Source organism: Bartonella propinqua (genome assembly GCF_047263965.1).
Taxonomy (GTDB): Bacteria; Pseudomonadota; Alphaproteobacteria; order Rhizobiales; family Rhizobiaceae; genus Bartonella.
Map to the genome: position 1 here is coordinate 41,692 of NZ_JBLEBK010000006.1, position 23,724 is coordinate 65,415.

The window sequence follows — 23,724 nt, forward strand, 5'->3', positions numbered from 1 at the left end:
TTATTCAGAAACTGGAACCGCATTTTCCAAAATAGGCTCCACAAGCGCATCAGCTTGAGCTCCCAAATCAATACCCATTGCACCTTGCTGACGAGCAATACCATCAAGAGCTGCACGAGCAACAAGATCGCAATAAAGAGAAATCGCACGCGAAGCATCATCATTACCTGGAATCGGATGATCAATGCTATCAGGATCGCAATTAGTATCAACAATAGCAACAACTGGAATCCCCAAACGTTTTGCTTCTTGGATAGCGATATTTTCTCTATTTGTATCAACAACAAATATAAGATCTGGAACAGATCCCATATCTTTAATACCACCAAGTGCACGATTAAGCTTTTCGCGATCACGTTCAAGATTTAAACGTTCCTTTTTAGTAAACCCTTGCGCTTCAGCAGCAAGAACTTTATCAAGCTTATGCAAGCGGTGTATAGAATTAGAAATTGTCTTCCAATTCGTTAGCATACCACCAAGCCAACGTGCATTAACATAATACTGCGCTGAACGATTCGCTGCATCTGCAATAATATCAGCTGCCTGCCGCTTGGTACCAACAAATAAAATACGACCACCACGCGCAACTGTATCTGAAACAAGTTTAAGCGCCTGATGCAAAAGCGGAACAGTCTGAGAAAGATCGATAATGTGAATATTATTACGCTGACCGTAAATATAAGAAGCCATCTTTGGATTCCAGCGATGAGTCTGGTGCCCAAAATGAACACCTGCTTCTAAAAGCTGGTGCATAGTAAAATCTGGTAGTGCCATAATTTATCCTTTCCGGTTTAACCTCCGCGGAAAAAGTAAGTAACCCTACTACCGGCGGACATTTGCTAATCTTTTTTCGCAAACACCCAAACTCCGCGTGTGGAATGAAACAAACATACTAATATTTGATTCTTTTTCAAGTTATTTTCTACAATCACTTAATGTTTGCATTGATCAAGACTCTTTTCAACATCAAGAAATTCAAGACTATTCAACTTTGCATGTACAGCAAAAGTCCCATAATCCACATGAAGATTCCGCATAACACCATTTTCATGTAAGAAAAAACTGGTGCGGTAAATAGGGAGACCATTTTTATTTTCTACATCATCAAAATAAGAAATCGTAACTGGCCAATACCCTTCCTCATTCAAATTTTCCAATTCCTTCGTTTCAGCATCAGGTATTTGAGTCTTCTTTTCTCCAATAACTACACTTTCTTTTATGACTTTGTCTGCTTTACCTGTTCCATCAAATACAGTGGTATAATAAAAATGGTGACCCGCTTTCGCATGCCGAATAATACTCTTCAACTGCATAATCGGAAATTCAGCTGTTACAAGCCTATATTCTTTTTCTTCAGGCTTTTTTAATCTCACTATAATCCCATTTTGGATACGCTCCGCCGATCCTTCAGCATTATACGCAACATCTTGCCCAATCTTATCCGTAGTATTAAACTGGAATGTACGACCATCACCTGTTTCATAACTGGTAATTTGTTGATCAGTTAGTCGCATTGGCGCATCCTCAATATGAACACGACTGATAAAACGAAAACGTGTAGTATAACCCTGACATACTGAACCAGTAAGTTCGTAAACCATCCGCCCAGACATCCCTAAAATCGGCATTTCGTTAAAAGCACCATCAAGCTGAAAATCGTAAACTGCTCGATGCGGTGCAACAAAAATAGGCTCCCTAGCTCCCGCAGCATATAAAAGAGAAACATATAAAATTATTACAAATAATGACCTCATCATTCCCTATTTCCAATTCCATTACACAGCATACCATCATACAATAAAGCACGAAAAGCCAACATCTTGATTAACTCACATTTTCTTAAATTAAAAAATAGTTTATGCAATAGCTATATTACAGTTATGGAGTTAAAATTATGACCAATTCGATTGAAAGCTATCTTCAAAAATTCAACATCACCATTCCTGAGGCAACGCAACCTGTCGCAAATTACGTAACAGCATCACAAAGCGGCAATCAACTTTTTATCTCTGGACAGCTTCCTCTTCTTGACAAAAAACCCGTAGCGATTGGTAAAGTTGGCGCAACTGTTAGCGTAGAACAAGCAAAAAAATCAGCTGAAGCATGTGCTATCAATATCCTTGCACAAATAAAGGCAGCCATCGGTGATTTAAATAAAATAAAACGCATAATAAAAATCACCGTTTTTGTTGCTGTTGATCCTAATTTTACTGATATTCCTCTTGTTGCCAATGGAGCATCTGACCTCCTGACCAAGATCCTTGGTGAAGCTGGAAAACACGCTCGTTCTGCTATTGGTGTCGTCGCTCTTCCTATGGATGTTCCAGTAGAAGTTGAAGCTATCATAGAAATTTAAATCCTTCATCAATGGCAGTGCAACTACATAAAATGTAAAAACACTCTCTAACAAACACTTTATTAGCTATCGTACTCTTCTGTCTTAAAATTAAAATTCTGAATCAGAGTTAATAAAAGGGAATATTTATATGAAACAAATTTATGATGATAATAATATTTTTGCTAAATTGATTCGTAATGAAATACCTTCTGTTCGTGTTTATGAAGATGATGATACCATTGCATTCATGGATATCATGCCACAAGCACCAGGACATACGCTGGTCATTCCTCGAAAAGGCTCTAGAAACCTACTGGATGCGGATCCTGAAATATTATTTCCAATTATTAGAACTGTCCAAAAAATCGCTAATGCAGTAAAAAAAGCCTTTAACGCAGATGGTATAACAGTCATGCAATTTAATGAAGCAGCTAGTCAGCAAACTGTTTATCATCTCCACTTCCATATTATACCACGCATGGAAGGGATAGCACTTACCCCTCATAACAACACCATTACGCCTACAGAAATACTTGAAGAGAACGCAAAAAAAATTCGAGCTGCCCTTTAAAAGTAAACTTCAGTTACTGAATTTTTTTTCAACACGCCTTTTTACAAGGCGTGTAGCTTTGCTGCTTTTTGCACAAACTGGCATATTGGAAGATGAAATTTTTAACTGCAATTCCTCATCTTTCCCATCTAGCTTGCGTGTTAATACGTGAACCATACCACCATTGCGCAACTTACCGAATAAAATTTCATCAGCTAATGGTTTCTTAATATGCTCTTGTATAACGCGACTCAATGGACGCGCACCCATTTGAGAATCATATCCTTTATTAGCAAGCCAAACCATAGCGGAAGTAGTTAATTCAAAGCAGATCCCCCGATCAACCAATTGTGCTTCAAGCTGAAAAATAAATTTTTGCACAATTTGACTGATTATTAACTGAGATAAAGGAGCAAACGGAATGATCGCATCTAATCGATTACGAAACTCTGGTGTAAATAATCGATTGATTGCTTCTATATCATCACCGTCACGCTGCACTTTGCCAAACCCAATAGCCGACTTTGTCATATCGGAAGCACCAGCATTGGTTGTCATAATTAAAATGATATGACGAAAGTCAATTTTTTTGCCATTATGATCTGTTAACTTACCGTAATCCATTACCTGCAATAAAATATTAAACAATTCTGGGTGAGCTTTCTCGATTTCGTCTAGCAATAAAACTGCATGAGGCTTTTGGTCGACTGCATCTGTAAGGAGACCGCCTTGATCAAATCCTATATAACCTGGAGGAGCCCCTATTAAACGTGCAACCGTATGCCGTTCCATATATTCCGACATATCAAAACGTAACAGCTCAACTCCTAACGAAGATGCAAGCTGCTTTGCAACTTCAGTTTTCCCTACACCTGTTGGTCCTGAAAATAAGTAACTGCCTATGGGTTTTTCTGCTTCGCGTAATCCTGCTCGCGCTAATTTAATTGATGATACTAACGCTGAAATTGCTTTATCTTGTCCATAAACAACATGTTTAAGTTCCCTTTCAAGATTGCTAAGTATCTTCTGTTCATTGCCAGAAATTGTTTTTGAAGGAATCCTCGCCATACTGGCAACAGTGGCTTCAATTTCTTTAATACCTATGCTCTTTTTCCGCTTTTTTTTGGGCAAGAGCATTTGCGCTGCACCACTTTCATCAACAACATCAATCGCTTTATCAGGTAAACGACGATCAATCATATATCGTGAAGATAGCTCTACAGATGCCTTCATTGCCTCATCAGTATATTTTATCTGATGAAAATCTTCAAAATAAGGCTTTAAACCTTGTAAAATCTTAATCGCATCGACAATAGAAGGCTCATTAATATCAATTTTCTGAAAACGTCGCTCTAAAGCTCGATCTTGTTCAAAAATTTTGCGATATTCTCTGTAAGTCGTCGAACCAATACATCGAATAGTTCCAGAGGATAATGCAGGTTTTAAAAGATTTGCCGCATCCATATTCCCCCCAGATGTTGCTCCTGCTCCAATCAATGTATGAATTTCATCAATAAATAAAATTGCATCTGGATATTGCTCAAACTCTTTAATAACTTGCTTTAACCGTTCTTCAAAGTCACCGCGATAACGTGTACCAGCAACAAGTCCTCCCATATCAAGAGAAAATATCGTTGCATTTGACAAAACTTCAGGCACCAGTCCATCAATAATGCGTTTAGCTAATCCCTCAATTATAGCCGTTTTTCCAACACCAGGATCACCCACTAAAAGTGGATTATTTTTTGACCTTCGGCATAAAATCTGAATCATTCGTGAAATTTCCACCTCACGACCAATCAATAAATCAATTTTTCCACTACGTGCTTTGCAATTGAGATCAACACAATAAGCAGCAAGCGCGCTCGTCACTTTTTCATCATTATCCAAAATTTGCTGATCTAATTGCTCTTCAAGATCCTCAAGCAACATGGATAATCCATCATCACGCTTGATCCCGTGTGAAATGAAACGCACGGCATCATAACGCGTCATTCCCATCTCTTGAAGAAAATACGCTGCATAACTTTCACGTTCAGAAAAAATTGCAACAAGAACATTTGCTCCCGAAACTTCATCTTTTCCAGCAGATTGAGCATGTATCACTGCACGCTGGATAACACGCTGTAAAAATGCTGTCGGTTTTGTATCATCATCAGTTTTAATCTGTGCATCTAATTCTGACTGGATATAATTTGTTAAGCGCTCTCGCAACTGCTCCAAATCCACCTGACAAGCCTGAATAACTGAACTTGCATCTACATCATCCAGTAAAGCAAGTAAAAGATGCTCCAACGTTGCATATTCATGCCGCGCTTGAGTAGCAATTGTTAATGCACGATGCAAAACTTCTTCAAGACTAGGTGTAAAAGACGGCATAATCCCTCACTCCTATTCCATTACACATTGTAATGGATGTTCATTTTGATGTGCACACTCCATAACTTGCACAACCTTCATTTCAGCTACTTCATAAGTATAAGTTCCGCATTCGCCCACCCCATCTTGATGAACATTTAACATAATGCGTGTTGCTTCTTCTAAATTTTTTTTAAAAAAACTCTTCAACACAAAAACAACAAAGTCCATAGGCGTATAATCATCATTAAGTAAAAGGATACGATACAGCTTAGGCTTTTGAAGTTTTAGTCTAATCTTGGGTATAATAATAGCGTCACACCTATTTTTTTTCCAACTTTTGTCCTTTTTCCAACTCTTGCCCTTTTCATTGTGCATAGTATGGCGTATGGAATTCGTTGTTAGCTTTTTTACCATCATCGTTTCTCGTGCAGCATACTTTTTATTAATCTTAAGTCTTTTCATAACTATTGCAATACCTGTTTATGTAAAGAAAGAGAAAGTTTTCCTTTATGATGAAGGTGGAAGTAAATATGGAAACGCATAAAATGATTTCTGTAAACAAATTAGTAACATCATTTCTCTAAATTACAGAAAAAGGGGATCTAACAGGGATTTTCAGAGAAAATAAAAAAGAAGAAGTAGGATATTGCAAGTGTATATTAATTGCTCTAAAATTGTGTGCTGCTGCAAAAAATTAGCAGTTTCTCTTATTGTTTTAGCTTTTTCTTACTCTTGGGCATTAGCTACTCCTCAAGGAGCTTATCCAGATAAGTATGCAGCTATCGTTATAGATGAGCACACAGGAAAAACCTTATTTCAAGCTAATGCAAAACTGAAACGTTACCCCGCTTCTTTGACAAAAATGATGACGCTGTACATACTTTTTGAAGCCATGAATATGCGTCGCATAACATCCAACACACCAATTCCTGTATCTCATCGTGCAGCAGCACGTCCACCAACAAAAATCGGACTTCAAGTGGGGCAAACAATTTCTGCGGAAGCGGCTGCCAAAGCACTCATTACAAAATCAGCAAATGATGTTGCTACTGCTATTGCTGAATATTTAAGCGGAAGTGAGAAAAAATTCGCTCAAGTTATGACAACAAAAGCCCGTCAACTTGGAATGATAAATACACATTTTGCAAATGCTTCAGGGCTTCCAGATGTGCAAAACTATTCTACAGCACAAGATATGGCCACTTTAGCATTGGCTCTACGTAAGCATTTTCCAAAGCAGTATAAACTATTCAAGACAACAAGTTTTACTTTTCGTGGTCAAACAATTAATAGCCATAATAAGTTAGTCAAAACAATGAAAGGCGTCGATGGAATTAAAACAGGCTACACACAAATGTCAGGTTCTAATTTAGCAACATCAATACGAAGTGAAGGACGCTCCATCGTTGCTGTCGTTATGGGAGGAAAGTCAGCTGCCGCACGTGATGTTCACATGGCCAGTTTATTAAAAAAATATTTGCCACAAGCAAGCCTCAGGAAAAATGGTGAGCGTTTAATAGCATCCACACACTATGACTTACCCAAAGGCGTAAATATCCCTATACCAGTCTTCAAAGCTGATCCAACAGATTTTGATGACGAAATTTCTACTATATTGACAGCACTTGCAGAGCCATCTGAAAATTTCAATACAGCAATAGCCGCTGTAAACCAAGCAATTATACCAATCCCTAACCCTCAAAAAGCGACACATGTTAAAAATGGTAAAATAGTTAGAGCCTCTTTATCTACAAAAGCGGGATGGGCGATTCAAATTGGTTCCCTTCCTGATGAAAAGCATGCAAAAGCTTTACTGTTAAAAGCAAAAAATGCAGCTTATTCAGCTTTAAAAAACGCGTCTTCACATATGCAATTATTTAAAAAAAGCGGGCGCCACTATTATCGTGCTCGGTTTATAGGCTTTCAATCAAAAAAAGCTGCATCCAATGCTTGTTCTACTCTAAAGAAAGCAAATTTTAACTGCTATGCTATAGCTTATTAGAAATTTTCAAATTCTGCATTAAGGATAATACCATGACATATAATGCTATTGCTTCATTTTCTGAAAAAGGAAAACGTTTGAAGCAGTCACCCCTCTTTTCGTTGCGCTCTCTGCACAATTCTGCGATAAAACTTGCTGACTTAAAACATACCTCTACTGCACTAAACACGCAGTCTCTTGTCAGCCTTCTCATTTTCCAAACCATTCGAAATCGTCGTCTAGCTACACCGCCTGTACGTATTCATTTACGCGTCGCGAGTCAAACTGGTAACGTACCTATTAAAATCCGTCTAGGTGCAACAAATGTTTAATTCCATAGATAATCTCCACGAGAATTATTTGTTAATAAAAATATTCAGATGTTGCCTACAATCTAAAAAAATCCTTCCTCGGTACGCTTTTTCTTTGCACTCATAAGAATGAAATTGCAGAATTTTTTCGATTATCTTGTTATACACTTTCAATTTTTAAAGTAAATCATCCCTTAAAAATATACTCAAAATATAAAACACTGAGCATTACTCTTGGTAACGCCAGAGATCATTTTCAAAAATTTTTTTTACAACTTATGAAACATAACAGCTATTGGATGCAAAACCTCTCATGCAAGAATTATCGTGAACAACTAATGGAAAAATAATTCACAACTTTTCTCAGCCAACACAGATACTTATAATATGCCTGAATTTTTTAAATTTATATTTTTTTAAACGCATAAAGTAATTTTTAAATAAGCCACTTCATCGATTAATAATTAATCAGCACATAAGTTATCAAATTAAATACCGTTTTTACACTCTAACAGAAGGTTACGTTAACCGCGAGACCAGCTTTACTTGTTTCTTTATAGCGTTCACTCATATCATGCCCTGTCTGACGCATCGTTTCTATACAAGCATCAAGAGACACAAAATGCTTCCCATTACCATGCAATGCAAGAGAAGAAGCTGTCACTGCTTTAACAGCACCCATTGCGTTACGCTCAATACAAGGAACCTGCACAAGACCTGCAATTGGATCACAAGTCATCCCCAAATGATGCTCAAGAGCAATTTCTGCAGCATTTTCAATTTGAGCTGGTGTACCACCCAATGCCGCCGTTAATCCCGCCGCTGCCATTGAAGATGCCGTTCCAACCTCACCTTGACAACCAACTTCTGCACCAGAGATAGAAGCGTTATGTTTGATGACGCCACCAATAGCTGCTGCCGTCAACAAAAAATTATGTATTCCCTCTCGATCTGAAGCATCATTAAACTGAAGGTAATAACGTAAAACTGCAGGTATCACACCAGCTGCACCATTCGTCGGTGCAGTAACAACTCGACCACCAGATGCGTTTTCCTCATTCACTGCTATAGCATACACAGAAAGCCAATCATTCGCCAAAAATGGGTGATTACGATTTTTCTTTCGATTCTCCAAAAGTTTATCATGCAATTCTTTAGCGCGTCTTGGCACATGCAACTGACCTAGCAATTCACCTTCTTGTGAAAGCCCTCTATCAATACAATTTATCATAGCTGAAAAAATTTCATCAAGTCCACTATCAAGAGCAGAACGCTCCATCTTTGTCTCTTCATTTATGCGTTTCATCTCTGCAATTGAAAGCCCTGACTTTTCTGCCATTAATAACATTTCACTTGCAGAATTAAAAGGGTATGGAACCTCAGATACTTCTGCTTGTGCATTATCATTCATATGATTTAATTCATCTTCGGTTACAACAAAACCCCCGCCGATAGAATAATAAATTTGTCGTAAAAGAACATTTCCATCACTATCAAGCCCCTCAAATGCAAGCCCATTAGCATGTCCAGATAAAGTTATTTTTCGTTCAAAAATAATATCATCGTGCAAATCAAACTTATAAGCAGGATGACCTTCTGGCTGAACTTTTTTTTCACGTTCTACCTTTTTTAATAGTGATCCTATGTGATCAGGATCAACGGTAGAAGCTTTTTCTCCTAAAAGCCCTAGTATGACAGCTTTGTCTGTAGCATGGCCAATTCCCGTAAAAGCCAATGAACCATAAAGATAAGCACGTATATGAGAAACTTTAATATGAGATGATGGAGAAAAATTTCGCGCAACAATCTCTTGCAAAAACATATTAGCAGCGGTCATCGGCCCCATCGTATGTGAACTGGAAGGACCAATACCAATTTTAAAAAGTTCAAAAACGGATAAAAACACCAATCACCTCAAAATCAAATACAAAATCTGGCCTTGAGTATACGCTTTTTTATCACTTTTGTACTATTTAAAATCAAATCGTAAGATAAGTTAAAAAAATGACAGCAATAAACACAAATGTTGCTCTTCTTGCCACCACCCAACATTTCTTTTCTAGAGCGCTTTCCATAGCCAACCTTTGAAAAACTGACAATGATCTTTGAGTTACCATTATCTTAATGCACCAAACGTAGTAAAATAAATGTTAACATGCAACATTAAAATGATACGAGAATGAAAAGTTCCCACCAAAATATTTTTCATTATGCCACAAAGTTTTTACATAAAAATATTCTATGATTGTGATTTAATAAAACGTACAAAATTTTCGATGGGTTCGCGTTCAGTTTCAAAATTGTTTTCTGGGGCGTTGACATCACGATAGCCAAGAGCCATACCACAGATAATATGTCGATCAGAAGGCACTGATAAAATTTTTCGAATTTGTTCGTGATAATCAGCAAAAACAGCTTGAGGACACGTATCTAATCCAAACCCGCGCGCCGCTAACATAATGGTCTGCATAAACATACCTAAATCAAGCCAGCTCCCCATCTCCATGTCATGATCCATTGTGAACAAAAGTCCAACAGGTGCGCCAAAAAACGAAAAATTTCTTGCTTTTTGATGAAGCATTTTTTCTTGCTCATCTTTTTGGATGCCAAGACTCTTATAAAGATCTAAACCCATTTTTTTACGACGAGAAATATAAGGCTCACGCCATTGACGTGGATAATAATTATGTGCACGCTTTCCTTCTACACCAGATAATACAAGCTGTGAGAGTTCCTGCCCTACTTGCTGTAGCACTTGCCCTGTGAGAACAATCACTTGCCACGGCTGAATATTTGCTCCAGATGGTGAACGCGTTGCCAGTTTTAAAATTTCTTTGATAGTTTCCTGCGTAACTGGCTGGTCAGTAAAAGCTCGAATTGACTTTCGTGACACTATAGATTGAAAAACTCCCATAAAAGAATCCGTCATTTTTTTACTTTCTTTCTGCAGAAAATGAATCTGAATACCTTTTGTTTATAATAAAGCCGACATAATGCTAAAAAACTTTAGCATTGCTTTTATTCGGTCGACTCCTCTCTAATAACTTATATATTCCACGCCCTACAATGCTTATTAATAAAAGGCTATTATAATTTCCCTCTTAATGGGCACGAAATTCTCAAAAATGAGTAAATAAAATAAACCTCAGAGTTAACAATTATCCCCCTATTTAGCTAACTGTACAAAAATCTCTTCGACGCACTCTCAATTAAAAAAGCTTATTAATAATATCGTGCCGCATCTGCTGCAAATTAGCACGTTTTTTATTAATCACTACAATAAATTTCTTAAATGTTTTCGTCATCAGGTAGCTTTCCAACCATGATTATCAGATATTTCAAATAAGAAAAAATGAACTCTTTTAGCTCACAATACTTGACACTTACTTTTTATCTACAATTACCTGTTTGTATATAAAACTAAAGTAGCTCTATACTAAAAAATGCACTAGCCTTACTTTGAAATTAAAAAACGCCTAAACTTTACATCCAAGCGTTTTATATTACTTCTATCATATATCCAAATTATTCAGCAGCTGCGTCTGCCGTCATATTTGTTAACATAGCTTTAGCTACCTCGTTATTATTAGATTTTCTCCGCTCATCTACGATTAAGTCATCACGAACTCCAGCAATACGGCGAATTTGAGCAATAGTACCACCTGTACCCGCAGGAATAAGACGACCAACAATAACATTCTCCTTAAGCCCCTGCAAAGTATCAATTTTTCCAGAAACCGCTGCCTCAGTAAGTACACGAGTCGTTTCTTGAAATGATGCTGCAGAAATAAAAGATGGTGTTTGCAGAGAAGCTTTTGTAATTCCGAGAAGAATAGGATTACCATACGCTGGTCTCTTCCCTTCTGCAATCAAATTATCATTGATTTCATCTAACTCAATACGGTCAACATTATCACCAGGAATATAACCAGAATCCCCAGATTCAGTAATTTCAACTTTCTGCAACATCTGCCGAACAATTACTTCAATGTGCTTATCATTAATTAAAACACCCTGTAAACGATAAACTTCTTGAATTTCATTAACAAGATAAGATGCCAAAGCTTCAACACCCTTAATTGCCAAAATATCATGAGGTGCTGGATTGCCATCAAGGATATAATCTCCTTTTTCAATCTGATCACCCTCCTGGAAGTGAAACAACTTTCCTTTTGGAATTAAGTATTCTACTGGCTCAAGAGTTGCATCATTTGGCTCAATAATAATACGACGCTTATTCTTATAGCCACGACCAAACCGAATTGTACCACTAACTTCTGCAATGATAGCGTGATCCTTCGGACGCCGCGCTTCAAAAAGCTCAGCCACACGTGGTAGACCACCCGTAATATCTTTTGTCTTGGTACTTTCCATTGGCAAGCGTGCAATAACATCACCTGCCTTCACATGAGCACCAGGCTCAACAGAAAGAATGGTCTCTACAGACATCATGTAGCGCGCTTCTCCACCTTTATGCAATTTGGCAATATTCTCACCTTTTTTGTCTGCATGGATAATAATCGCTGGCTTCAGCTCGGCACCACGTGGGTTAGCACGCCAATCTATCACCAAACGCTTCGTAATACCTGTAGATTCATCAGCCGTTTCCGTAACTGATAAACCATCAATCATATCCTCAAAGCCTACATAACCTTCAACTTCAGTCAAAATCGGACGTGTATAAGGATCCCATTCCGCTATACGTTGACCACATTTAATAATATCGCCATCATCAACGAAAATACGTGCACCATAGCTAATACGATGCGCAACACATTCTTTTCCAGTCTCATCTTTGATAAGGATAGCCATATTACGCCCCATAACCACTAGATGACCTTCAGAATTGCGCACCACATTACGATTACGAATTTCTACTCTACCTTCATAAGATGCTTCTAAAGAAGATGAATCAACAACCTGTGCTGTTCCACCCAAGTGGAAAGTACGCATAGTAAGCTGAGTTCCCGGTTCACCAATTGATTGAGCAGCGATAACGCCAACTGCTTCACCTTGGTTAACTGGCGTTCCACGCGCTAAATCACGACCATAACACTTAACACAAACACCAAGGCGCGTTTCACATGTTAAAGCAGAGCGAATTTGCACAGATTGAATTCCAGCTTCTTCAATCTTAGCAACATCAGCCTCCTCAATCATCGCACCACCTTCAAGGATAACTTCTCCAGAAACTGGATGTAAAATATCAACAAGCGCTGTACGACCAAGAATTCTCTGTCCAAGCGATGCAACAATTTGCCCTGCGTCAACGATTGGCTGAATAGTAAGACCCTTTGCAGTACCACAATCAACAGCTGAAATGATAGCATCCTGCGCAACATCAACAAGACGCCGTGTTAAATAACCTGAATTAGCAGTTTTTAATGCAGTATCAGCAAGACCTTTACGCGCACCATGGGTCGAATTGAAGTATTCGTTAACAGTTAGACCTTCTTTAAAATTTGAAATGATTGGCGTCTCAATGATTTCACCTGAAGGCTTTGCCATAAGCCCACGCATACCAGCCAATTGCTTCATCTGGTTAGCAGAACCACGTGCACCAGAATGCGACATCATATAAATTGAATTCATTTGTCGTTGGCGACCTGTTTTAGGGTCAAATTCAACAGCCTGAATACGCTTCATCATTTCATACGCAACACGATCAGTACATTTACCCCAAGCATCTACAACTTTATTATATTTTTCACCCTGCGTAATTAAACCATCATTATATTGCTGTTCATATTCTTTAGCCAGTGCTTCCGTTTCCGTAACCAGACGCGACTTACTATCAGGGATCACCATATCATCTTTACCAAAAGAAATTCCAGCACGACAAGCATGAGAAAAACCAAGTTGCATAATACGATCACAGAAAATAACTGTCTCTTTTTGCCCACAATGCCGATAAACCTGATCAATCATTTTAGAAATGTTCTTTTTTGTCATTTCTTGATTAACAATATCAAAGGAAATATTCGGATTTTTTGGTAAAAGCTCACCAATAATCAAACGACCAGGTGTTGTATCATAAAGCTTAGCAACTTCCTTCCCGTCTTTTCCCATATTGTTAAAACGACCTTTGATCTTTGTATGGAGAGTGATCACCTTGTTTTCCAAAGCATGATGCAATTCACCAATATCAGCAAAAGCCATCCCTTCACCTGGCTCTTTTTCAGCAACAATCGAAAGATAATAAAGACCAAGAACCATATCTTGTGACGGAACAATAATCGGCGCACCATTAGCTGGATGAAGAATATTATTCGTTGACATCATCAAAACACGAGCTTCAAGCTGTGCTTCAAGAGAAAGCGGAACATGAACTGCCATCTGATCACCATCAAAATCTGCATTAAATGCAGTGCATACCAATGGATGTAGCTGTATAGCTTTCCCTTCAATCAAAATAGGCTCAAAAGCCTGAATCCCCAAACGGTGCAGTGTTGGTGCACGATTCAATAAAACAGGATGTTCACGAATAACCTCATCCAAAATATCCCAAACTTCTGGGTGCTCCTTTTCAACAAGCTTCTTTGCCTGCTTTACAGTCGATGAGTATCCCTTTGCGTCAAGCCGCGCATAAATGAAGGGCTTAAATAATTCAAGAGCCATTTTTTTAGGAAGACCACACTGATGCAATTTCAATTCAGGTCCTGTCACAATCACAGAACGACCTGAGTAATCAACGCGTTTCCCTAGCAAATTTTGACGAAACCGTCCCTGCTTCCCTTTCAACATATCTGAAAGCGACTTTAGTGGACGTTTATTTGCTCCAGTAATTACTCGACCACGGCGACCATTATCAAACAACGCATCAACAGCTTCCTGTACCATACGCTTTTCATTGCGCACAATAATTCCAGGGGCACGCAACTCAATCAACCGTTTCAACCTGTTATTACGATTGATAACCCGTCGATAAAGATCGTTCAAATCTGACGTCGCAAAACGACCACCATCAAGAGGAACTAATGGGCGTAAATCTGGTGGAATGACTGGAATCGTTTTCATAATCATCCATTCTGGTCGATTTCCAGATTCAAGGAAATTTTCAACAATTTTGAGTCGTTTAATTAACTTCTTCTGCTTTAATTCTGAAGTTGTTTCAGATAATTCAATGCGCAAATCATTTGCAACTTTTTCTAACTCCATGCTAGCTAAAAGCTCATAAATCGCTTCAGCACCAATCATGGCTGTAAATTGATCTTCTCCAAACTCATCAACCGCAAGCATATATTCTTCTTCAGAAAGAAGCTGATAAAGCTTAAGAGATGTCAATCCTGGTTCCGTTACAATATAATTTTCAAAATAAAGGACTCTCTCAATATCCTTCAAAGTTAAATCTAAAAGAGTAGAAATTCGACCTGGTAATGACTTAAGAAACCAAATATGAGCAACGGGGGCTGCGAGCTCAATATGCCCCATACGCTCACGCCGTACACGCGAAAGAGTAACCTCTACACCACATTTTTCACAGATAATACCCTTATATTTCATGCGTTTATATTTACCGCATAAACATTCATAGTCTTTAATTGGACCAAATATACGTGCACAAAAAAGACCATCACGCTCTGGCTTAAAAGTTCGATAATTAATAGTCTCAGGCTTCTTGATCTCACCATACGACCAAGACAAAATCTTCTCAGGACTCGCAATTGAAATACGAATAGAGTCAAATGTCTGCGCTGGCGCCTGAGGATTGAAAAGATTCATGACCTCGTGGTTCATGCCGTTCTCCTTCAAAGATTTTTAAAACCTGTTACAATAGCTCTTACTTCCATCACAGATCTGAATTTAAAACCTGTTCCTATTTTTAAAATCGCCTGTGCTATCTCTTAATAGAAATTTCTTTATTTAGCCTTTCAGGACAATGAAAGCGCACTATTTTCTAGTGCACTCTTTAAATTATTGTTCTGCTGTATCAGATAATGCTCGTTGTGCAATAAATTCACGCGCATCATCAAGTTCTACATTAAGAGCAAGTGAACGCATTTCTTTTACCAACACATTAAAGCTTTCAGGTATCCCCGCCTCAAATGTGTCATCACCGCGCACAATTGCCTCGTAAACTTTGGTTCGACCAGCCACATCATCCGATTTAACTGTCAGCATTTCCTGTAAAGTATATGCGGCACCATAGGCTTCAAGTGCCCAAACTTCCATTTCACCAAAACGCTGACCACCAAACTGCGCCTTCCCACCTAACGGCTGCTGCGTAACAAGTGAATAAGGCCCAATCGAACGCGCATGAATTTTATCATCAACAAGGTGATGCAATTTAAGCATATAAATATATCCCACCGTCACTGGACGATCAAAAGGCTCTCCAGTACGACCATCGTAAAGTGTCACTTGCCCTGAACTATCTAAGCCTGCATCTTCCAGCATCATGTTAATATCAGCTTCATGTGCACCATCAAAAACAGGAGTTGCAATTGAAACGCCCTTCATCATCTGCTGCCCCAATTTATAAATGCTTTCATTATCATACTGGCGCACTGATTCATTACGATCATCATCAGGAATGAAATTCTCAATACGCTGACGCAAAGGAAGTATATCTCCGGTCGCTTGATAATGCTCCACTAAGTCACCAATCTTCTTGCCCATACCAGCACAAGCCCAACCAAGATGTGTTTCAAGAATTTGACCAACATTCATACGACTAGGCACACCAAGTGGATTTAATACAATATCAGCATGTGTACCATCTTCAAGAAACGGCATATCTTCCACTGGAACAATACGCGACACAACACCTTTATTACCATGACGTCCTGCCATCTTATCACCTGGTTGAATTTTGCGCTTTACAGCTACAAAAACCTTTACCATTTTCATGACACCAGGAGGCATTTCATCGCCTCTTTGAACCTTCTCAACTTTATCCATAAATCGACGCTGTAACGCTTCTTTTGATTCATCATACTGCTTACGTAAAGCCTCAATCTCATTCTGAAGCTTCTCGTCTTCAACCGCAAACTGCCACCATTGTGAGCGTGGATAATCAGCCATAACCATGCTATCAAGCACATCACCTTTTAAAAACCCCTTCGGGCCCTCTATAGCAACATTACCTGTTAACATATCAGAAAGACGTGCATAAACATTGCGATCAAGAATCGACTGTTCGTCATCGCGATCTTTAGCTAAACGTTCAATTTCTTCACGTTCAATTGCCATCGCACGTTCATCTTTTCCCACACCGTGGCGATTAAAAACACGAACCTCAACAACAGTTCCAAAAGTTCCAGGAGGCATTCGCATAGAAGTATCACGAACATCTGAAGCCTTTTCCCCAAAAATCGCACGTAAAAGCTTTTCCTCTGGGGTCATGGGGCTTTCACCCTTCGGTGTAATCTTACCAACCAAAATATCACCAGGCTGAACTTCAGCACCAATATAAATAATACCAGCCTCATCAAGATTTCTTAACGCTTCTTCTGCAACATTAGGAATATCACGTGTAATTTCTTCTGGTCCAAGCTTTGTATCACGCGCAGCGACTTCAAACTCTTCAATATGAATCGAAGTAAAAACATCATCAGAAACAATGCGCTCGGAAAGTAAAATAGAATCTTCATAATTATAACCGTTCCAAGGCATAAATGCTACAAGAACATTCCGCCCAAGAGCTAAATCACCAAGATCCGTAGATGGACCATCCGCAATGATGTCCCCTTTTTCTACCCGATCACCAACATGCACGAGAGGACGTTGATTAATACAAGTAGATTGATTGGAACGCTGAAACTTCTGCAAACGATAAATATCAACGCCAGATTTTGATGGATCTAAATCTTCTGTCGCACGAATAACAATACGCGTTGCATCAACTTGATCAACAATACCACCACGTTTTGCACCAATAGCAGCTCCCGAATCACGAGCCACTATTGACTCCATACCTGTACCAACAAATGGCGCTTCAGCACGCACAAGCGGAACTGCTTGACGCTGCATGTTCGAGCCCATCAACGCACGATTCGCATCATCATTTTCCAAAAACGGAATAAGAGCAGCAGCTACCGAAACCAACTGTTTTGGTGACACATCCATCAAATCAACATGATCCCGCGGTGCCATCAAAACTTCACCTGCATGACGGCAAACAACAAACTCTTCCGTAAAACGCCCTTCAGAATCTAATGAAGAATTAGCCTGCGCTACATAATGCTTCGATTCTTCCATAGCAGAAAGATAAATAACCTCTGTCGTCACTTTACCATCGATAATTTTGCGATATGGACTTTCAATAAAACCATATTTATTAACGCGTGCAAATGTTGCCAAGGAATTAATCAGACCAATATTAGGACCTTCTGGCGTTTCAATCGGACAAATACGACCGTAATGCGTAGGATGCACGTCACGCACTTCAAATCCCGCACGCTCACGGGTCAATCCACCTGGACCAAGAGCAGAAAGACGGCGCTTATGGGTAATTTCTGACAATGGATTAGTTTGATCCATAAACTGCGATAATTGCGAAGATCCAAAAAATTCACGCACTACAGCAGCTGCTGGCTTTGCGTTAATCAAATCCTGTGGCATAACTGTGTCAATTTCGACTGATGACATGCGCTCTTTTATCGCACGCTCCATACGAAGCAAACCAATGCGATACTGATTTTCCATCAACTCCCCAACTGATCGAACGCGACGATTGCCAAGATTATCAATATCATCAATCTCTCCACGACCATCACGCAATTCGACCAGCATTTTAACAACAGCAAGAATATCTTCTTGACGTAAAATGCGCACCGTATCTGGACAGTCAAGATCCATACGCAAATTCATCTTAACACGCCCAACAGCTGAAAGATCATAACGCTCTGGATCAAAAAATAATGAATGGAACATAGCTTCTGCTGTATCCATTGTCGGCGGCTCACCTGGGCGCATTACTCGATAAATATCAAACAATGCATCCTGCCGACTTTCATTTTTATCCGCTTTTAAAGTATTGCGGATATATGCTCCAATATTCATGTGATCAATATCGAGAATATCAACTTGATCAGCATTAACATCAAGCAAAATCTTTAAGGTCTTTTTATCAATCTCATCACCAGCTTCAAGGTAAATCTCACCTGTCTGATAATTGACTATATCTTCCGCAAGATAAGATCCCAATAAATCATCTTCACTAATTTTAACCGCCTTTAGACCTTTTTCTGCCAAAGACTTTGCAATACGAGCAGTTATTTTTTTACCAACTTCAGCAACTACTTCACCACTATCTGCATCAATAAGATCAGAAACAAGCTTCATTCCTTTAAAACGATCAACAGTATAAGGAATACGCCATCCATCTCCATCTCGTTGATAAGTAATTTTATTATAAAAAGTCGACAAAATATCTGATGCATCCATACCTAATGCCATCAAAAGGCTCGTCACTGGAATCTTACGTCGTTTATCAATACGAGCATAAATAATATCTTTAGCATCAAACTCAATATCAAGCCATGAACCACGATAAGGAATCACACGAGCAGCAAAAAGAAATTTTCCTGATGAATGCGACTTCCCTCTATCATGATCAAAAAAGACGCCTGGAGAACGGTGCATTTGCGAAACAATAACACGCTCTGTACCATTAACAATAAAGGTACCATTTGCTGTCATTAAAGGCATATCACCCATATAAACGCCTTGCTCTTTAATGTCTTTAATGTCCTTTGAACCAGTATCCTCATCAACATCAAATACAATTAAACGTAATATCACTTTTAATGGTGCTGCATAAGTCAAATCGCGCTGACGGCATTCTTCAACATCAAATTTTGGTAAATCAAATTCATAACCAACGAACTCAAGCATGGCTGTCCCAGAAAAATCCGAAATAGGGAATACCGATTTTAAAACAGCCTGCAAACCTTCATCTGGACGTCCACCTTTCGGTTCCTCAACCATAAGAAACTGATCGTACGATGCCTTTTGAACTTCAATAAGATTCGGCATCTCTGCCACTTCAGGAATCTTACCAAAAAATTTACGCACACGCTTACGACCATTGAATTGAGATGTCATCGCTAGAGTCTGAGCCATCGTCGCTCCTCGATCTTTACTCTTCAAGGTAGACTAAACCTTGAAAGCTTTACGTCATTAATCTGCATATGCAGACCAGTTCATATGATACCCAATAATGAGCATCACCACCCCACAAACACCAATTACCCATTGATCTGGCTTATGGTAAGGGGCATTTAAATAACCTCATACCCGTCACAGCTAATGAACTGTTGGAAAATGAAGGCATCAATCACCTTTCTTCTTTTCAGAAAAAAGGAAATCGACGAGCGTAAACGCTCGCCGATAAAATTAAATTTACTTAAGTTCAACTTTAGCACCAGCAGCTTCAAGTTGAGATTTAATTTTTTCTGCTTCATCTTTAGAAGCACCCTCTTTAATAGGCTTAGGCGCTCCCTCAACAAGATCTTTAGCTTCTTTAAGACCAAGCCCAGTAAGAGCACGAACTTCCTTAATAACATTAATTTTTTGAGCACCGCCCTCAACAAGAATAACATCAAATTCTGTTTTTTCTTCAGCAACTGGAGCACCAGCACCAGCAACAGCAGCAACCGCTACAGGAGCAGCAGCCGAAACTCCCCATTTTTCTTCAAGCAACTTAGAAAGCTCTGCAGCCTCCAAAAGAGTGAGGTTAGAAAGGTCTTCTACGATCTTCTCTAGATCAGCCATTTAAAAATTCCTTCAATTAAAAAGTTTGAACAATTATTTAAAACCCATTCAAAAAACAGAAAAGCATTAATACCCTTCCGCTAATATGAACACAAAACAGCCTTAAGCTGCTTTACCCTCCTGAGCATATGCACCAACAACACGTGCAACCTGACCAGCAGGTGCATTAACAACCTGTGCAATACGGGTTGCAGGGGTAGAAATCATACCCACGAGCTTCGCCCGTAATTCATTCAATGAAGGCAATGAAGCCAAAGACTTCACAGCATCCACACTCAAACTCATTGCACCCATTGAACCGCCAAGAATGACAAACTGGTCATTGGTTTTTGCAAAATCGACAGCAACTTTCGGCGCTGCGATTGGATCTTCTGAATAAGCAATAAGAGTCTGCCCAGTAAACAAACCCATTATTGATTCAGATTCCGTGCCCTGAAGAGCGATTTTAGCAAGACGGTTTTTGGCGACTTTAACAGCACCGCCAGCTTCACCCATTTTTGAACGAAGACTGTTCATCTGCGAAACTGTCAGACCAGAATAATGTGCAACAACAACAGAACCAGACTTCCGAAAAGCCTCATTCAGCCATGTAACAAATTCGCGTTTTTCCGCTCTATTCACTGTCTCTCTCCATTTAACAGATTTGCTAAAAACAAATCTGTGGATTACCTTTGATAGCACAAAATATTTATACTATCGATGAGGATCCTGCCCCCTTATTCACGCACAGCGATCAAAGGCAACCTTGGTTCAAACCCTTTAAGTCTTTTAACTCTACAGTTCTTACCCCAGTCTCATGCAGGCTTTCTCTCGATTAAGACACTCAATGTATCACCCACAATCTCGGACAGGATATTCTGGAATCTCTTCCAGAATATAACCTAAGCTCGATAAGCTTAGATAGCAAAGCGTCGATAAAAATCGACACTCTAAAAAATTTCGATATTCACATACCCCAAAATAACATCACAAGCCTGTGTTTACATTTACTCTGAACGAACCGTTGCAGGATCAACTTTAATCCCAACACCCATAGTCGAAGAAACTGCAACACGCTTAATATATTCACCTTTTGCTCCCTGTGGCTTAGCTTTAATAACCGCACCAGCAAAAGCTTTAATATTTTCTACTATCTTCTCAACCGCAAAAGAAGCCTTACCAATACCAGCATGCACAATACCAGCTTTTTCAACACGAAACTCAACAGCACCGCCTTTAGAATCTTTAACAGCACCAGCAACATCAAGCGTTACAGTACCCACTTTTGGATTCGGCATCAAACTTCGTGGACCAAGAATCTTACCAAGACGACCAACTAGAGGCATCATATCTGGTGTAGCAATACAACGATCAAAATCTATCGTCCCACCATTAATACTCTCAAATAAATCTTCAGCCCCTACAACATCTGCACCAGCAGCCTTAGCCTCCTCCGCTTTGTCCCCACGAGCAAAAACGGCAACACGAATATTTCGCCCAGTTCCATTAGGTAAATGAGCAACACCCCGAACCATTTGATCTGCATGACGTGGATCAACACCTAAGTTCATTGAAATCTCAATCGTTTCATCAAATTTAGCAATTGCACGCTCCTTAACTATTAAAACAGCATCTGTTAAAGCGTAAAGCTCATTAAAATCAATATCTTTGCGAATATTTTTTATTCTCTTTGCTAGTTTTCCCATAACATTAGCCCACCACTTCCAAGCCCATAGAGCGAGCAGAACCTTCAACCATACGCATCGCTGCCTCAATGTCATTTGCGTTAAGATCTTTCATTTTCACTTCCGCAATTGAATGAATCTTATCACGAGAGATGCTCCCGACAAATACTTTACCAGGCTCCTTCGAACCAGATTTCAAATTTGCTTCTTTTTTCAATAAAAATGATACAGGGGGTGTCTTAAGAGAAAATGTAAATGATTTATCTTGATAATAAGTGATAATCACTGGAATTGGCGCACCTTTTTCCATTTCCTGCGTAGCCGCATTAAACGCCTTACAAAACTCCATGATATTAATACCACGCTGACCAAGAGCAGGACCAATTGGTGGAGATGGAGTAGCCGCACCTGCAGGAACCTGCAATTTTAACTGACCTATACTTTTTTTTGCCATAATAATTTGCCTTCAATTTGACTGATAAACTGACAAACCATCTTGCCAGCCACCTGCCGCAGTTGTGTGGTACGGATCATAAAAGTCGACAAAAACCAAAAATCACCTCCCACAAGTTACTTGAAGCGATTAAATCATCTTCAAGTTTAATCAAAGTTTTTCAACCTGACTAAATTCTAAATCAACAGGCGTAGGACGCCCAAAAATCAACACCTCAACCTTAAGACGAGAGCGTTCTTCTTCCACTTCTTGAACAATACCATTAAACGAAACAAAAGGACCATCAGCAACGCGAACCTGCTCACCAACCTCAAACAATACAGAAGATTTCGGAGAATCAACACCTTCCTGAACTTGTTTAAGAATTTGTTCAGCTTCACGATCAGAAATAGGGACAGGACGCGAATCTGAACCCAAAAAACCCGTCACTTTAGGAGTATTTTTAATAAGATGATACACATCATCTGTTAACTCAACGCAAAGAAGAATATAACCAGGGAAAAATTTACGCTCAGTATCAACTTTACGACCACGACGAACTTCAACAACACGTTCAGTCGGAACAAAAATTTTTTCAAACAGATGATCAAGCCCCTTTTGCTTAGCCTCCTTGCTGATAGCCTCCGCTACCTTCTTTTCAAAATTTGAATACGCCTGAACAATATACCAACGAGCAGCCACAGTCACACTTCCTTACACTATCAACTAAAAAGATACTTCAGGAGATCAATACCCTGCCACACACCAAAATGCATAACCTGATCTACAATAAAAAAGAAAGCTGAAGCCAACGCCGTCACCAACAACACCATCACAGTGGAAATCACCGTTTCACGACGCGTAGGCCACTTCACTTTAGCCGTTTCTATATAAACCTGCTTAAAAAAAGTAATTGGATTGATTTTAAATGCCATCAGTCACACTATATTCTTTCTAACCTTATTGTGATTTATATAACAAAACAAAACGCGAAAAGCCAACCTTCAACCTTTACGTAATTCTGCATTCTCTATTCAATACTGATTCATGCACAAAAAAACAAGCCCTATATAAAAAAAGCAAAGAAGGTAAATCAAGCTCACCTTCTCAATCAATTAACCACACTCACCTCTGGCAGGGGCAGCAGGACTTGAACCCGCGACCTACGGTTTTGGAGACCGCCGCTCTACCAACTGAGCTATACCCCTAATTCTCAAAAAGAAAATACCTTAAAATACACTCTCAGTAACCATTATTTACTCAATGATCTTAGAAACGATACCTGCACCAACAGTACGACCACCTTCACGAATAGCGAAACGAAGTTTTTCTTCCATTGCAATTGGAACAATCAAAGAAACATCCATAG

The 23,724-nt window shown here is 39.1% G+C and carries 19 protein-coding genes and 1 tRNA gene; 4 read left to right on the forward strand and 16 right to left on the reverse strand.

The window, feature by feature from the left end:
- Together rpsB and ACMFKV_RS05485 are read right to left on the reverse strand one after the other, a co-directional pair.
- Positions 1 to 774 (reverse strand): 30S ribosomal protein S2, encoded by a 774-nt coding sequence (gene rpsB, locus ACMFKV_RS05480; protein ID WP_336288471.1) that lies wholly within the window; start codon positions 772 to 774, stop codon positions 1 to 3.
- A gap of 158 nt (positions 775 to 932) precedes the next feature.
- Positions 933 to 1,757: an EipB family protein gene (locus tag ACMFKV_RS05485; protein ID WP_336288472.1), complete on the reverse strand. Its 825-nt coding sequence runs from the start codon at positions 1,755 to 1,757 to the stop codon at positions 933 to 935.
- 137 nt (positions 1,758 to 1,894) lie between these two features.
- On the opposite strand from ACMFKV_RS05485, the gene ACMFKV_RS05490 reads away from it, so the two are divergent.
- A complete protein-coding gene (locus ACMFKV_RS05490) occupies positions 1,895 to 2,356 on the forward strand; it encodes a RidA family protein (RefSeq protein ID WP_336288473.1) in 462 nt (153 codons plus the stop codon).
- Positions 2,357 to 2,486: 130 nt separating this feature from the next.
- Entirely contained in the window at positions 2,487 to 2,909 is a 423-nt protein-coding gene (locus tag ACMFKV_RS05495) for an HIT family protein (protein ID WP_336288474.1), read from the forward strand.
- Positions 2,910 to 2,918: 9 nt separating this feature from the next.
- On the opposite strand, the gene clpA is transcribed toward ACMFKV_RS05495, so the two are convergent.
- Positions 2,919 to 5,267 carry an ATP-dependent Clp protease ATP-binding subunit ClpA gene (gene clpA / locus ACMFKV_RS05500; protein WP_413154703.1) on the reverse strand — a complete coding sequence of 783 codons (2,349 nt, stop codon included), beginning with the start codon at positions 5,265 to 5,267 and terminating at the stop codon, positions 2,919 to 2,921.
- A 12-nt stretch (positions 5,268 to 5,279) separates the two neighbouring features.
- A complete protein-coding gene (gene clpS / locus ACMFKV_RS05505; RefSeq protein ID WP_413154708.1) occupies positions 5,280 to 5,663 on the reverse strand; it encodes an ATP-dependent Clp protease adapter ClpS in 384 nt (127 codons plus the stop codon).
- Positions 5,664 to 5,901: 238 nt separating this feature from the next.
- Between clpS and ACMFKV_RS05510 the strand changes: the two genes are divergently transcribed.
- Both ACMFKV_RS05510 and ACMFKV_RS05515 read left to right on the forward strand, forming a co-directional pair.
- Positions 5,902 to 7,251, forward strand: coding sequence for an SPOR domain-containing protein (locus ACMFKV_RS05510; protein ID WP_413154704.1), 1,350 nt, complete (start codon positions 5,902 to 5,904; stop codon positions 7,249 to 7,251).
- A 32-nt stretch (positions 7,252 to 7,283) separates the two neighbouring features.
- Positions 7,284 to 7,562 carry a hypothetical protein gene (locus tag ACMFKV_RS05515; RefSeq protein WP_336288477.1) on the forward strand — a complete coding sequence of 93 codons (279 nt, stop codon included), beginning with the start codon at positions 7,284 to 7,286 and terminating at the stop codon, positions 7,560 to 7,562.
- A gap of 487 nt (positions 7,563 to 8,049) precedes the next feature.
- Here ACMFKV_RS05515 and ACMFKV_RS05520 read toward each other — a convergent pair whose 3' ends face one another.
- The 12 genes from ACMFKV_RS05520 to ACMFKV_RS05575 all read right to left on the reverse strand — a co-directional run.
- Positions 8,050 to 9,447, reverse strand: coding sequence for an L-serine ammonia-lyase (locus tag ACMFKV_RS05520; protein WP_336288478.1), 1,398 nt, complete (start codon positions 9,445 to 9,447; stop codon positions 8,050 to 8,052).
- Positions 9,448 to 9,780: 333 nt separating this feature from the next.
- A complete protein-coding gene (locus tag ACMFKV_RS05525) occupies positions 9,781 to 10,470 on the reverse strand; it encodes a nitroreductase (protein WP_413154705.1) in 690 nt (229 codons plus the stop codon).
- Positions 10,471 to 11,066: 596 nt separating this feature from the next.
- The gene (rpoC, locus tag ACMFKV_RS05530) at positions 11,067 to 15,278 is read right to left on the reverse strand and encodes a DNA-directed RNA polymerase subunit beta' (RefSeq protein WP_336288480.1); all 4,212 of its coding nucleotides are present in this window, start codon (positions 15,276 to 15,278) and stop codon (positions 11,067 to 11,069) included.
- A 177-nt stretch (positions 15,279 to 15,455) separates the two neighbouring features.
- Positions 15,456 to 19,607, reverse strand: coding sequence for a DNA-directed RNA polymerase subunit beta (gene rpoB / locus ACMFKV_RS05535; protein WP_336288481.1), 4,152 nt, complete (start codon positions 19,605 to 19,607; stop codon positions 15,456 to 15,458).
- Positions 19,608 to 19,886: 279 nt separating this feature from the next.
- Positions 19,887 to 20,258, reverse strand: a complete 372-nt coding sequence (gene rplL, locus ACMFKV_RS05540) for a 50S ribosomal protein L7/L12 (RefSeq protein WP_332060741.1) — start codon at positions 20,256 to 20,258, stop codon at positions 19,887 to 19,889.
- 102 nt (positions 20,259 to 20,360) lie between these two features.
- Positions 20,361 to 20,879 carry a 50S ribosomal protein L10 gene (rplJ, locus tag ACMFKV_RS05545; RefSeq protein WP_336288482.1) on the reverse strand — a complete coding sequence of 173 codons (519 nt, stop codon included), beginning with the start codon at positions 20,877 to 20,879 and terminating at the stop codon, positions 20,361 to 20,363.
- Positions 20,880 to 21,244: 365 nt separating this feature from the next.
- Positions 21,245 to 21,943: a 50S ribosomal protein L1 gene (gene rplA / locus ACMFKV_RS05550; RefSeq protein WP_336288488.1), complete on the reverse strand. Its 699-nt coding sequence runs from the start codon at positions 21,941 to 21,943 to the stop codon at positions 21,245 to 21,247.
- 4 nt (positions 21,944 to 21,947) lie between these two features.
- On the reverse strand, positions 21,948 to 22,376 hold the full coding sequence (rplK, locus tag ACMFKV_RS05555) for a 50S ribosomal protein L11 (protein ID WP_336288483.1): 429 nt from the start codon (positions 22,374 to 22,376) through the stop codon (positions 21,948 to 21,950).
- Between the two features lie 150 nt (positions 22,377 to 22,526).
- Positions 22,527 to 23,057 (reverse strand): transcription termination/antitermination protein NusG, encoded by a 531-nt coding sequence (gene nusG, locus ACMFKV_RS05560; protein WP_332060736.1) that lies wholly within the window; start codon positions 23,055 to 23,057, stop codon positions 22,527 to 22,529.
- 20 nt (positions 23,058 to 23,077) lie between these two features.
- Complete coding sequence (secE, locus tag ACMFKV_RS05565; RefSeq protein ID WP_336288484.1) at positions 23,078 to 23,290, reverse strand: preprotein translocase subunit SecE; 213 nt, start codon at positions 23,288 to 23,290, stop codon at positions 23,078 to 23,080.
- A gap of 197 nt (positions 23,291 to 23,487) precedes the next feature.
- A tRNA-Trp gene (locus ACMFKV_RS05570) sits at positions 23,488 to 23,563 on the reverse strand.
- A 48-nt stretch (positions 23,564 to 23,611) separates the two neighbouring features.
- The coding region (locus ACMFKV_RS05575) for an EF-Tu C-terminal domain-related protein (RefSeq protein WP_017196482.1) at positions 23,612 to 23,724 on the reverse strand (113 nt) is incomplete at its 5' end.

Coding starts and splice junctions, on each gene's coding strand:
- rpsB (WP_336288471.1), bottom strand. CDS start 774: ATGGCACTACCAGATTTTACTATGCACCAGCTTTTAGAAGCAGGTGTT.
- ACMFKV_RS05485 (WP_336288472.1), bottom strand. CDS start 1,757: ATGATGAGGTCATTATTTGTAATAATTTTATATGTTTCTCTTTTATAT.
- ACMFKV_RS05490 (WP_336288473.1), top strand. CDS start 1,895: ATGACCAATTCGATTGAAAGCTATCTTCAAAAATTCAACATCACCATT.
- ACMFKV_RS05495 (WP_336288474.1), top strand. CDS start 2,487: ATGAAACAAATTTATGATGATAATAATATTTTTGCTAAATTGATTCGT.
- clpA (WP_413154703.1), bottom strand. CDS start 5,267: ATGCCGTCTTTTACACCTAGTCTTGAAGAAGTTTTGCATCGTGCATTA.
- clpS (WP_413154708.1), bottom strand. CDS start 5,663: ATGGTAAAAAAGCTAACAACGAATTCCATACGCCATACTATGCACAAT.
- ACMFKV_RS05515 (WP_336288477.1), top strand. CDS start 7,284: ATGACATATAATGCTATTGCTTCATTTTCTGAAAAAGGAAAACGTTTG.
- ACMFKV_RS05525 (WP_413154705.1), bottom strand. CDS start 10,470: ATGACGGATTCTTTTATGGGAGTTTTTCAATCTATAGTGTCACGAAAG.
- rpoC (WP_336288480.1), bottom strand. CDS start 15,278: ATGAACCACGAGGTCATGAATCTTTTCAATCCTCAGGCGCCAGCGCAG.
- rpoB (WP_336288481.1), bottom strand. CDS start 19,607: ATGGCTCAGACTCTAGCGATGACATCTCAATTCAATGGTCGTAAGCGT.
- rplL (WP_332060741.1), bottom strand. CDS start 20,258: ATGGCTGATCTAGAGAAGATCGTAGAAGACCTTTCTAACCTCACTCTT.
- rplA (WP_336288488.1), bottom strand. CDS start 21,943: ATGGGAAAACTAGCAAAGAGAATAAAAAATATTCGCAAAGATATTGAT.
- rplK (WP_336288483.1), bottom strand. CDS start 22,376: ATGGCAAAAAAAAGTATAGGTCAGTTAAAATTGCAGGTTCCTGCAGGT.
- secE (WP_336288484.1), bottom strand. CDS start 23,290: ATGGCATTTAAAATCAATCCAATTACTTTTTTTAAGCAGGTTTATATA.